At 47.2% G+C, this 12729-nt stretch carries 9 protein-coding genes; 8 read left to right on the plus strand and 1 reads right to left on the minus strand.

Going from position 1 to position 12729, the window contains the following annotated elements; all coding sequences use genetic code 11:
* Window positions 1-374 precede the first annotated feature (374 nt).
* Both ligD and DESPCE1_RS0102565 read left to right on the plus strand, forming a co-directional pair.
* The gene (gene ligD / locus DESPCE1_RS0102560; RefSeq protein WP_019849355.1) at window positions 375-2813 is read left to right on the plus strand and encodes a DNA ligase D; all 2439 of its coding nucleotides are present in this window, start codon (window positions 375-377) and stop codon (window positions 2811-2813) included.
* Window positions 2814-3242: 429 nt separating this feature from the next.
* Window positions 3243-3935 (plus strand): hypothetical protein, encoded by a 693-nt coding sequence (locus DESPCE1_RS0102565; RefSeq protein WP_019849356.1) that lies wholly within the window; start codon window positions 3243-3245, stop codon window positions 3933-3935.
* Between the two features lie 149 nt (window positions 3936-4084).
* Here the strand turns inward: DESPCE1_RS0102565 and DESPCE1_RS0102570 are convergent, their stop codons facing one another.
* Entirely contained in the window at window positions 4085-4996 is a 912-nt protein-coding gene (locus tag DESPCE1_RS0102570) for a LysR family transcriptional regulator (RefSeq protein WP_019849357.1), read from the minus strand.
* A gap of 126 nt (window positions 4997-5122) precedes the next feature.
* Here DESPCE1_RS0102570 and DESPCE1_RS0102575 point away from each other — a divergent pair, with 126 nt between their 5' ends.
* From DESPCE1_RS0102575 to DESPCE1_RS0102600, 6 genes are all read left to right on the plus strand, one after another.
* Window positions 5123-7096: an FAD-dependent oxidoreductase gene (locus tag DESPCE1_RS0102575; RefSeq protein ID WP_019849358.1), complete on the plus strand. Its 1974-nt coding sequence runs from the start codon at window positions 5123-5125 to the stop codon at window positions 7094-7096.
* Between the two features lie 455 nt (window positions 7097-7551).
* Window positions 7552-8493, plus strand: a complete 942-nt coding sequence (locus DESPCE1_RS0102580; protein ID WP_019849359.1) for an acyl-CoA dehydratase activase-related protein — start codon at window positions 7552-7554, stop codon at window positions 8491-8493.
* Window positions 8486-9580 (plus strand): hypothetical protein, encoded by a 1095-nt coding sequence (locus DESPCE1_RS0102585; RefSeq protein ID WP_019849360.1) that lies wholly within the window; start codon window positions 8486-8488, stop codon window positions 9578-9580. The genes DESPCE1_RS0102580 and DESPCE1_RS0102585 overlap by 8 nt, the downstream gene beginning before the upstream one ends.
* A complete protein-coding gene (locus DESPCE1_RS0102590) occupies window positions 9562-10560 on the plus strand; it encodes an acyl-CoA dehydratase activase (RefSeq protein ID WP_019849361.1) in 999 nt (332 codons plus the stop codon). The genes DESPCE1_RS0102585 and DESPCE1_RS0102590 overlap by 19 nt, the downstream gene beginning before the upstream one ends.
* Before the next feature lie 148 nt (window positions 10561-10708).
* Window positions 10709-11815: an iron-containing alcohol dehydrogenase family protein gene (locus DESPCE1_RS0102595; RefSeq protein WP_019849362.1), complete on the plus strand. Its 1107-nt coding sequence runs from the start codon at window positions 10709-10711 to the stop codon at window positions 11813-11815.
* 312 nt (window positions 11816-12127) lie between these two features.
* Window positions 12128-12457, plus strand: coding sequence for a CGGC domain-containing protein (locus DESPCE1_RS0102600; RefSeq protein WP_019849363.1), 330 nt, complete (start codon window positions 12128-12130; stop codon window positions 12455-12457).
* Window positions 12458-12729: the final 272 nt, after the last annotated feature.

The following is a 12729-nucleotide window of genomic DNA, read 5'->3' on the forward strand; positions in this document are numbered from 1 at the left end:
AGTTAACTCATCCAGAGTTAAACTTAATTGCGGACCCCCTCAGCCAAAGCCGCCGAAAGCAATTCTCAGCTGAGTGTCCTGGGGATTATCCTGGGCAGCAATAATTTCTTTTAACTTTTCTGCTGCTTTTTCAGAAATATGCATGTGATCACCCTCCTTATCAGTATTTTGTTTAGCTGATCGGTATTTTACTCTTAGATTTGTTTTCCACCCTTATAAGAGTATTATAAAGGGTTGATTGAACAATTTCAATATACCCCCAAGGGGTATATTATTTTTTTTTAAACTTTCACCATGGGAATGCATAAGTCATCGGATACTTATCCTTCAATGGGAAACACTAGCTAAAAAAGAGAAGGAACCGGCGTGATGCTATGACTGCAGAACTCAATCCGTACAATCAAAAAAGGAATTTTGCCAGAACCTTGGAGCCGGAGGGGATAAGAGAAATCTCCCAGGAGGATCTGAAATTTGTGGTGCAGCACCATCTGGCCCGCAGAGATCACTACGATCTCCGTCTGGAATGGGAGGGAGCTCTTTTGAGCTGGGCGGTGCCTAAGGGACCTTCCTACGATACCCGGGACAAAAGGCTGGCTGTACAGGTGGAGGATCATCCTCTGGAATACAGGAATTTTGAAGGGACCATTCCCAAAGGGGAATATGGGGGCGGTGTGGTCATGCTCTGGGACGAAGGCTCCTGGGAACCTTATGGAGATGTGGATGAGGGACTCCGTGAAGGGGTGCTGAAGTTTGTACTGAAAGGAAGACGGCTTAAAGGAAAATGGGCCCTGGTGCGGATGAAAGAAAAGGCCGGAGAGAAAAAAGACAACTGGCTTTTACTTAAAGAAAAAGACGAATATGCCCAAACTGCTGACGGGATTGCCGAATTAACCACCAGCATCAGGACCGGACGCACTATGGCGGAAATTGAAGAAGGGGAGGACGAAAAGTTCACCCAGAACCCCTTCAGCAGCATCGAGGTGCAGCTGGCCAAATTAGTCCATTCCATTCCTGAGGGAAAAGATTGGCTTTATGAGTTGAAATACGACGGCTACAGAATAGTGGCCTATATTGAAGGAAACAGCGTCCGGCTGATAACCAGGAACGGCCATGATTATACGGAACGATTCCGGGATGTAGCCTCTTCCCTCCTTGATTGGGCGGAGGGGAGGGCCATGATCCTGGACGGGGAAATGGTCGTCACAGATCCGGAGGGCAAAACGGATTTTCAGGCCTTGCAAAACTATCTGAAAAACCCCCGGGCCAAAAATCTGACCTATATCCTCTTTGATCTTCTGGCCTTGGATGGAGCGGACCTCCGGGGACATAGCCTGATCGACAGGAAGGAAACTCTGGAGGGGTTGATGGAGGATGCTCCCCCAAACCTTCACTACAGCAGGCATGTAAGAGGAAAGGGAAAAGAAAGTTACCTGGCGGCCTGTGAGGGCGGGATGGAAGGGATCATCGGAAAAAAAGCCGATTCCCTCTACAGCGGAGCAAGAAACGGGGACTGGATCAAACTTAAATGCGCTAAAAGGCAGGAATTTGTCATCGGCGGCTATACCCTTTCTCATAAAAAAACCAGCGGGATAAGCTCCCTTCTCCTGGGGGTCTATGAAGGGGAGGAACTGGTTTATGCCGGGCGTGCCGGTACTGGCCTGAGCGAAGCCGACATGAAAGAGCTTGAGGAAAAGTTTAAGAGCATCAAGAGCAGGGTGGCACCCTTCAAGGCGGCGCCCAAGCCCAGGTCCAATGAAAAGATCACCTGGCTTGAGCCGGAGCTGGTGGCGGAAATCCAATTTGCGGAATGGACCAAAGAGGATCGGCTAAGGCAGGCAAGCTTCAAAGGCCTGCGGAGGGATAAGAATCCCCGGGAAATACAAAGGGAAAAAGCAGATGAGGAAATACAGCCTCAGCCTGTTCAAAAAGGGAGAAGCCCCATGAAAACCAACAGCAACAGCATTATCATCGAAGGAATCAAGATCAGCAGCCCGGACAAGGTGATCTTCGCCCAGCCCGAAATCACCAAAGTGGATGTAATCCGCTATTACGAAAAGGTGGCGGAGCGGATGCTGCCCTATGTAAGCCACAGGGTTCTCAGCATTGTCCGCTGTCCCAAAGGGGTAGCCCAGACCTGCTTCTATAAGAAGCATCCCGGTCCCGGCAGCCAGGGAATCGTGACCATTCCCATTCTCACCAGTGACGGGGGAACAGAAGATTACTTCTATATTGAGAACATCTCCGGGCTGATCGCCGAAGCTCAGATGGGTACCCTGGAATTTCACATCTGGGGGAGCCGTGTTGATGAGCTGGAAAAACCCGATCTGCTGGTCTTTGATCTGGATCCCGATGAGGGAATGGATCTGGATACTGTGCGCCAGGGTGTGCGGGATATAAAAGATATTCTTGCCGAACTTTCCCTGAACTCCTATCTCAAGACCAGCGGGGGCAAAGGGTACCATGTGGTGGTCCCTTTAAAACCCGCAGTTTCCTGGGAGGTCTTTCACGATTTTGCCAGGGGCGTCGCCCAGGTTATGGAGCAGAAGTGGCCTGACCGCTATACAAGCAACGTGAGAAAGGCCAAGCGCACCAACAAGATCTTTATCGACTGGATTCGCAACGGCAGAGGGGCCACCAGCATTGCCCCTTATTCCCTGAGAGCAAGAAAAGGAGCGGGGGTGTCCATGCCTATCCTCTGGGAGGAGCTGGATATGGTGGCTCCAGATGGGGTCGATATGGCGGAGGCCCTGCGGAGGATCGAGGGGAATGACCCTTGGCAGGATTTTTTCCAGAATCAGCAGCGGCTTAAATGAGGGAATGTAGTCAGTTTTTTATAGGCTAGTATCGTGCATTAAGGAACCGGCATTTACTACGAAAAAAGAAATAGTGGTTTTGAATTTTTTTGCTCTAGTTAGTGTAGAGGAAATATCCTCTTGCACTATTTCTTTATATGGAGCTTTTATCTTACACGCAATTTCAGTTCTATTTTGACGGAGAATGTAATTTTACAAATAATTAGAGACGAGGAGCCAGTTTGGTATTATACGAGGAGGGATGTATAATTATTAAACACACATTAAGAGCGCCGAAATGATATTGGTGAAAAATATACCATATTATTGAAGAAAGGCGGTAGAACAACTTGATTATAGAGAGAAAAGTAAAAATCGATATTGATGAATTTAAGTTTGGCAAAGCATTTATGTTCGATTGAATTCTAAATTGGAGTGAAAATCAAATTTATGTTAAAGAAACTATTTAATCAAAAAACCTTGTTCGGTTTTATCTTTTTTACTATGGTGCTTTCCACCATATTTGTGACAGTAAAGATTTTTCAAGCGCCGACCGTTGCCGATCAGGGGGAACTTAGCGCAAGAGTTAAGGGCGATTATACTCTAATGTTGCTGCAATGTATTTTTGGAACGCTTGCATTGCTACTGCCTAGTTTTATAGCAAAACGGTTTAAAATTGTCATACCATCGGGTATGATTGTCGCTTATGCGGTATTCCTTTATTGTGCCATTTATTTGGGAGAGGTGCGCTCCTTTTACTATAAAGTACCGCATTGGGATACGATTTTACATACATTCAGCGGAGCCATGCTTGGTGCTTTGGGTCTGACGCTTATCAGTTTCTTAAATAATACTGACAGAATCCCGGTATACCTTTCACCTTTGTTCGTGGCTATTTTTACTTTTTGTTTTGCAGTGGCATTAGGTGTTGTTTGGGAAATATACGAATTTACAATAGATAGCTTATTTTTAACCAACATGCAAAAATACGCACTTGAAAACGGAACGCCGCTCATAGGACAGGCCGCTCTTGCGGATACAATGAAAGACTTGATTGTAGACTGCATAGGAGCACTTGCGTTTTCAGTTTTCGGGTACATATCTCTTAAAAGTAAAAAAGGATGGCTGGAGCGGCTCCAATAAATTGTCCCATAAGGAGAAAAAATAAGTTAAACCCTCTATCTAAAATAAAGCAGAAGGACTAAAGCTCGTAGCTTAGTTCTTCTGCTTTTATAAATAAATTAATCTCCCGGGACATGGAGTCATGGAGTTCCCATGCCATACGGTTGCGCTTAAGAAACAGGAATAAAGTTGCGACAAATAGTGTTATATTCATATTTGGCAACAAGAAAATTCTTCAGCAGGGTGAGCGGTAAGGCATTTTCTTGTGTTTTACGGATCAATGCAAGGTTCCATGAAAATGCGTTACCAGCAAGCGGGCAATTCTGTTCGACCTGAAGCTGCCTCGTATTCGGATAGGTGTATTCAATCATCACGCGGTTCTCGTTTTCCATAAGGTAAAACGCCGTCTTGGCTGAGGGAATGACTTCCATGCTGATCTGAACGCCTGCTTTTTGCAGAGCGTCATACAGCGGCCTCATAATCAGTTCTGGGGAACCCCAGACGATGCATTTTTCACCAGATAAATCCTCAATGCTGATCTGTTCTTTTTGGGAAAAACGGTGCGTTCCAGCAAAGGTCACCCCAAGAGGGAATCTGAAGATGGTATCAGCGGCGATTCCAGGAATGTCACAGTCCATCATGACCAGAATGGCGGCGTTCAGTTCTCCGGACAGTACCTTTTCAATCGTCTGATCTGTCGTCAGCGATAACAGCTCCAGCGGTAGTTCCGGGTGAGCGGTTTCGAACTCTTCCAGATAGCTGGGCAGTTCCGGCGTGAAGAACGGCAGAAGGGAGCTGGAAATACCGAGTCGCAGGGTCATTCCCTGAACGGAGCCAATCTCCATGAGCATGGATTCATAGGTGTGTGTCAGTTCTTCCGCATAGTTTCGCACTGTTTCTCCCGACGCGGTCAAGGAAAGACGGTTGCGAAAGTTGCTGAAAAGGGTCGTGCCAAGCTCGGTCTCCAGGGAGCGGATCATCTGACTCAGTGCCTGACGGGATATGAAGAGGCGAACCGAGGCTTTGGTATAATTCATTTCCTCGCAGCAAACCAAAAAGGCCTTTAATTTTAAAATATCCATGTCAGCCCTCCAAACGCAAGCAATTGCTTGCACCTTGTGAAAATTATAGCTGCTTTTTCGGGGCTTGTAAAGCTGATAGGATGTAGCTGCCAATGTGTGCAAACAACGAAAAAGAGAGGGATTAAAATGAAAAGGAATTTTTCCCGCCGCGACTTTTTAAAGGCCGCCGCAGCAGGTGTCGTAAGCACAGGTACCCTCGGTATCCTTGGTGGCTGTTCGCCAAGTTCGAATACCACCGCCCCCAAAGGGACGTATACGCCCGGCACGTATACTGCCACCGCCCAGGGCATGGGCGAGGTTACTGTTACCATGACCTTCGACGAGAACAGCATCACCAATGTTGCTCTTGACTTAGCCAACGAGACTGCGGGAATCGGCCAGGCGGCCAAGGATACACTGATCGCGCAGATTCTTGACGGTCAGAGCGTGCAGGTCGACGGGGTATCCGGTGCATCGGTCACCAGCAAGGCGGTCATGAAGGCCGCGGCCGACTGCATCACTCAGGCCGGCGGCAACGCCGTTGTAGTCTCCCAGGGTTCTTCCGATTCTGCAGGTGCCGACTGGCTTGGCGAAGCACCGGAGATCGCCGACAGCGAGATCATCAAGACCTATGATTATGAGGTGATCGTCATTGGTGCCGGTACCTCCGGCACCTTTGCCGCCTGCTCAGCCGTTGAAGAGGGAGCAAAAACCGTGCTTCTCGAAAAATTTGGCGCTGACTTCGGCGGCTCCGGCATCCGCGACACACTTGCGGCTATTGGATCAAAGCAGCAGATCGCGAACAAGGATAATCCGGATAAATTTGACGTGATACGCCTGATGTATCAGCACTCCCAAGGTTATGGCGACCAGAGGCTTTTCAAGGTTTGGGCGGATCACTCCGGCGAGGCGATAGACTGGTATACCGACCGCATGGCCAAGCATGATGTGAAGATTCTGCACGAGGTGGACAATCACACCACCGGAGAGAAATACGAATTTTATGATGTGGGCCATTCCATCCAGTGGGAAGGGAGGGAATACCAGTCCCAATTCTCGATGTTCCTTCTACTGGACGATTACAAGGCAAAAGGACTTGAAGTTCACTACGACACGGAAATGATCAAGCTCCTGAAAGACGGAAGCAAGGTCACCGGCGTCATTGCCAAAACCGGCGATAAATATGTGCGCTACAACTCTTCAAAGGGTGTGATCGTGTGCACCGGCGGCTACTCCAACAACACCGGGATGCTCCAGGCTCTCCAGCCCGAGACGCTGAAGATGACCGGCGTTAATTATTCTTTCCCGGGCAGTTTCGGTCAAGGGATCAAAGCCTGCCTGTGGGCCGGCGGCGTAATGGATGAGACCCATGCGGGCATGATCTTTGACCGCGCCTGCGTGAAACCTGATGCCACCGGCCCGGAAGACGCCGGCTGGTTTTGGATGGGCTCCCAGCCCTTCCTGAAGGTAGACCTGAAGGACCGCCGGTTTACCAATGAATCCGGCAGCTATGACCATATTCTCCATACCGCCTTCAACCTGTTGCCGGAGCATACTTACGCTATGCTCTGGGATGCCGGCTATCCTGAAGATATCAAACGTTTCGAGAGCCACGGCTGCTCCCGCCTTTATCCCCATGCTAACGGAACGGAATCGGTTTTCCCCATGGAGTATATTCAGAACGTCATGAATCCCGATCTTCAGAAGCAGGGATACATCGTCCAGGCCGACACCATCGAAGAACTGGCCGGGAAGCTGAACATTCCCGCCGACAACCTCAAAGCTACGGTAGACCGCTATAATGAGCTTTTCGATAAACAGAAGGACGAAGACTTCGACAAAGAGCCGTTCCGCCTTTCCCAACTGCGCACCGCGCCCTTTTATGGCACCCGCCAGTGCGGCGGATACTTCATCGCCACCATGGACGGCATCAAAATCAATACCGATATGAACGCCGTCGATAAAGACGGCAATGCCATAGAAGGCCTGTACGTTGCGGGCGACTGCTCAGGCGGTTATTTTCACGGCAGCTATGTGAACCTGCTGGCCGGTGCCGCCGCCGGACGCAGTACCACCTTTGGTCGACTTGCAGGCCGCAACGCCGCGCGTCGACTAGTCTAGTCGTTATTGAAAAGCTCCAGAACTCTATTTAGAAAAGGGATAAGGAGAAGCTGCTGTATTTGACTGTTTATTTACTGAATAGCATAATTTAATGACTCAAATCCATAACAACACAGAGCCTTGGACAAAAATCGTCCAGGGCTCTGTGTTTGATTTTTATAATTCTGCCAAAGGTGGTGTGCTGACCTGATTGAACTGAACAATGCCCTGCGGGCAAGGCCTTGGTGCTTACCGGTCGTGAGGATGATAATTCAACTTGGGAAAAGATGATCGAGTATCTGGAGGATTGTCCCTTTATTTACGACTTATGAAGCTGCGCATAAATGGTTAGAATTACTAGAGGTTAATGATTAATGCCGTAATTGAACCGCGTCTGTGCTAATGATCCTGATCATGAACACGGTATTGGCAGGAAGCCTGATCAATAAAGCGGACATGAAAGAAGTGACTTACTATTGAAAGATAAAATCACCATAGGAATACCCAGGGCCTTTTTATACTTTAAATATCAATACCTATGGCAAAATTTCTTTGCGGAATTAAACTGCCAGGTCATTTTAAGCCCGGAAACCAATAAGAAAATCCTGAAAGACGGCATCGATTCCTCCATTGACGAAAGCTGCCTTTCCGCCAAAATTTACATGGGCCATCTTGCTTACCTAAGAGGAAAAGCAGATTACATCTTAGTACCCAGGATCGTAGGTTTTGGCAAAAATGAAGAAGTATGCACCAAGTTCAACGCCCTCTATGATATCGTCAGAAATACCTTTAAAGATGTAAAACTGCTCAGCTACAACATCGATATGGCACATCAAGAAAGTGAATTCAAAGGGTTTATGAGGATGGGCAGGGAACTGGGCAAGAATCCTCTCCAGGTATTAAGGGCCTATCTTAAAGCGAAAGCAATCCAAAAGAAGAAGGAACACCAGTTGGCTGCAGAGCAGGAGAGTCTGATCCGGACAGGAGACAAGCTGAAGATCCTGATTATTTCCCATGATTATAACACCTACGATAAGGCGGTGGGGTATCCCATCATCAAGTACCTGGAAAGCTTAGATATTGTGCCGATTTATGCCGATGTTGCCGACAAGAAGAAAACCTCCCAAAAATCAAGGCTCATCTCAGAGGCCCTGTATTGGACCTTCAACAAAGAGCTCATTGGCGCGATCCATCATTATCAGAAGGAAATCGATGGGATTATTTTCATTTCCACCTTCCCTTGCGGTCCCGATTCCCTGGTCAATGAATTATGCCTGAGGAAAATAAAAGGTGTTCCCATGGCCAATCTCATCGTGGATGAACTCCAGGGTGAAGCGGGCTTGCAGACCAGAATTGAAAGCTTTGTCGATATCATTATGGAAAGAAAAAAAGCCGGGAGGAAAGCGCAAATTGGCTAGCCAGGAAAAGATCATGAGTTTTCCCCATATGGGAAATTATCATATCCCCATCGAATTTCTGATCAGGCATGTCTTAGAAAATATTCAGGTTTTGACCCCACCCCAAATCACCAAAAAGACCTTGGAACTGGGCGCAAAGTACAGCCCGGATTTTGTGTGTGTGCCCTTTAAATATAACCTGGGCAACTATCTTGAAGCCCTGGAACAAGGAGCGAATATCCTGGTCCAGTCCGGGGGCGGCTGCCGGTTCGGGTATTATGGTGAAATTCAGGAACAGATCTTAAGAGACCTGGGTTATGAGTTTGAGTTTATCAGCATTATCGACAACCAAAATGTCAATCCCTTGGCCTTTTTTAACCGCTTTAAGCGTCTGAATCCCCAACTATCCTTTGTCCGCTTCGCCTACTACTTTCAATTGACCTTTAAAATGATCGAGGCCATGGACTCCATCGACCACTACATACGGGACCATATTGGTTTTGCCCTCCAGGAGGGCAGCTTTGAGCTGCTGCACGAGGAATTCCTCAAGGAGCTTCCAGCGGTGGATGGCTTCCGGAGTCTGGATAAGATCTATCGAAAATACGATGCTCTGTTCCGCCGGCTGGAGGTCAGTAAACCCGAAAAGCCCCTCAGAGTAGGGATCGTGGGAGAGCTCTACACCCTCATGGAGCCTTTCAGCAGTTGTTTAATCGAAAAGGAACTAGCGAAAAAAGGCATCCAGGTCACCCGCTTCATCACCATATCCTATTTACTGCGCCATCATCCCAAATCCAGTGACTTGCTGGAGTGGGCTGGGAACTATCTGAAGTATGAAATCGGCGCCGACGGTACAGACAGTGTGGCCCGGGCGAGAATGCTGGCCGAAGCCGGATATGACGGGGTCATTCATATTAAGCCCTTTGGCTGTACCCCTGAAGTCAATTCCATGCCAATGATCCAGAATATCAGCAGTGATTATAAGATGCCGGTCCTGTATTTCAGTTTCGATGCTCAGACCTCGGAGACCGGTGTGCTCACAAGATTAGAAGCATTCCATGACATGCTTATGATGAGAAGGGAAAAAGAACCATGGCAAAATGTTATTTAGGAGTGGACAGCGGCTCCATTTCCACTAAAGGTGTCATCATTGATCAAAACAACAAGATATTGGCCGAGAAATACTTATGGACGGAAGGGAACCCGGTGGACGCTGTTAAAGAAGTCATCGGGGACCTCCAGGCTCAGATTGAAGGTCAGGATATCCAGGTTAAGGCCGTGGGCACCACCGGTTCGGCCAGGCGTCTGATCGGGGCCCTCCTCAATGCCCAGGTGGTCAAAAATGAAATCACGGCCCATGCCGTGGGAACCCTGTCTGTGTACCCCGATGTCCGGACCATTTTTGAAATAGGCGGTCAGGACTCCAAGATTATTCTGGTGGAAGACGGTATTGTGGTCGATTATGCCATGAATACCTTATGTGCCGCCGGAACAGGTTCTTTCCTGTCTTCCCAGGCCAAGCGGCTGGGGCTGGAGGTTGAGGAGTTTGGGGAAATGGCTTTGCGCTCCCAGAATCCCACCAAAATAGCGGCCCGCTGTACGGTTTTCGCTGAGTCGGATATGGTGCATAAGGCTCAGATCGGGCATAAAAAAGAGGATATTGTGGCCGGACTGTGCAAAGCGGTGGTGGCCAATTACCTGAATAACGTGGGCAAGGGCAAACACACCAAAGCCCCCATCGTTTTCCAGGGAGGAGTGAGCAAAAATGTCGGGGTGATTAAAGCCTTTGAAGAAGCAACCGGGGAAACCATCCATGTAGACCGGCACGCTCACTTAATGGGAGCCTTAGGCGCGGCCCTGCTGGCCAAAAGCTCCGGCCAAGAGCAGGACTTTGACTTCAGTATGACGGAGATGCATTTTGACACCCGGGGTGTGGAATGCCAGGGCTGCCCCAATAACTGTGAGGTCATTTGTATCTACAGGAATGAAGCGTTGATCGATGCCTGGGGCAACAAATGCGATAAAGGGGCAGTGGGAACCAATGAACCGAATAAACCGCCAGCTGTAAAGGATGATGAAATGGTCTCTTAAGAGGGCCGCCAGGATTAAAGAAGATTGGCTTTGTCTCAGATGATAATGATATAATAGTAAAGTTCGGCCTAAAACAGAGAATCCATGGGTGGCCGGCTTTAAAACGGGTGGCCCTGGAGCCATCCGGTAGATTGAGGGGAGATATGTTATGGAATTCAGATACTTTATGCCTGCTGAACTATATTTTGGTGAAGATGCAGTATTGAAAAATAAGGATATATTTAAAGCAATAGGCAGTAAGGCTTTAATTGTCACAGGGAGAAGTTCGGCAAAAAAGAATGGTTCTTACGATGATGTAACGCAAGCCCTTTCAGAAACAGGAGTAGAATACCTTCTCTTTGATGAAGTAGAGGAGAATCCATCCTTAGAAACTATTGAAAAAGCCGCCGACATAGGCAAAGCAAACCAGGTGGATTTTGTGATAGGTGTCGGCGGCGGCTCCCCTATGGACGCTGCCAAAGCTATCGCAGTATTTATAAAAAATCCTGAAATCAATACGGATAACATCTTTAGCGGCAAGGAACTTGAAAGCATACCCGTAGTCGCTGTGGCAACCACTTCGGGGACAGGCTCGGAAGTGACTCAATACAGTATAGTCACATCAAACATAGAAAAGACAAAGAAAAATTTAGGGCAGATTGTCTTCCCTAAAGCCGCCTTTTTGGACTATAAATACACTTATGATTTACCCTATGATATAACGGTTAACACAGCCTTGGATGCTTTTACCCATTTAGTCGAGGGATTTTTAAGCTCCAAAAGTACGACTATATCCGAACTCTATGCTGAAAAAGGGTTTGAGTTATTTAAGGACTGCTTTGAAAGATTACTCGACAAGGAACTGGATCGGGAATTCCGCTCGAATATAATGCTGGCATCAGCCTTGGCCGGTATGCTCATATCCCAAAGTGGGACATCTCTGCCTCATGGGATGGGTTATCCCCTTACTTATTATAAGGGACTGCCTCATGGACTGGCGAATAGTGTTTTAACCATGGAGTATTTGAAGTCCTTCAAGGATAAAACAAAGATTGAAAAAATGCTGGACCTTTTGCAGCTGGATAACTTGGCAGACCTGGAAGGAATCTTTAAAAAGCTGATTGATGTAAGGGTCGAGATAACAGAGGAAGAAATAATGGAGTATGCAAAGAACTTCCTTTCCAATAAGGATAAGCTGAAGAATCATCCTGAAGAAGTACAGCTTGAAGATATAGTACAGATTTATAGCAGAAGCCTCTGTGGTGAAGTTCTTTAGGGGAGAAGGCTCAGGAGCTTTCAAAGGACGGGATAATGATCAGAAGAAGCCCATCCGGTATCATCGGCGCATGATATCGGTGGGCTTTTTTAGTTTAATATCGTGGATTAAAAAGATGTTCATTAACGATAAGGTTTCCATGGCATTAAATAAGGAAGGAAACTGCTGGAATTATCGCGAATTTATAAGGATAAGGAGTCATTACTAAAATCAAAAATAGAACAGAGCTTACCAATGATGAAAGCACTTAAGCCGAAATTGGTCTATAGCATCAAGAAGCTTCTGAATTCAGGTTGAATGGAGGAATCTATAATGAAAGTCGGAATTATTCGCTGCCAGCAAACAGAGGATATGTGTCCCGGAAGCACAGACTTCAAAGTGGCTAAAGAAGGAAAACTCGCTTTCGCCGAGACTGGTCCGGTAGAAGTCATTGGATTCATGTCCTGTGGAGGATGTCCCGGTAAAAAAGCAATATCCCGAGCTAAGATGATGGTAGAACGAGGAGCAGAGATTATTGCCTTTGCTTCCTGTATGAAAAAAGGAAATCCCATTGGCTTCCCTTGTCCCCACTTTGCACAGATTAATGAAGCAGTGGTCAAAAAAGTTGGGTCTGAAGTCCAGGTGATCGACTGGACTCATTAGGAGTATAGTTGATTTTAGTACACTATGCGTTTAACAAGCTACCCTATCACTCGCATTTTCATTAGTTAAAGAAGATGGACAAAGTATTTCCAAATTGACACATGCGACCACAGAAGAACGTGCAATGCCAAGAAAGGTGAGTTGATCAATTTAAATAGATAAATCAATGACAGAGAAGCTTGTAGATATCTTACGGCGTGAATTCTCATTGAGTTAATGCGGTTGAATTATGAAAAGCATAAATTTTTCGCCTTTTGCTCCAATCTTGATGA

The organism is Desulfitobacterium sp. PCE1 (assembly GCF_000384015.1).
GTDB lineage: Bacteria > Bacillota > Desulfitobacteriia > Desulfitobacteriales > Desulfitobacteriaceae > Desulfitobacterium > Desulfitobacterium dehalogenans.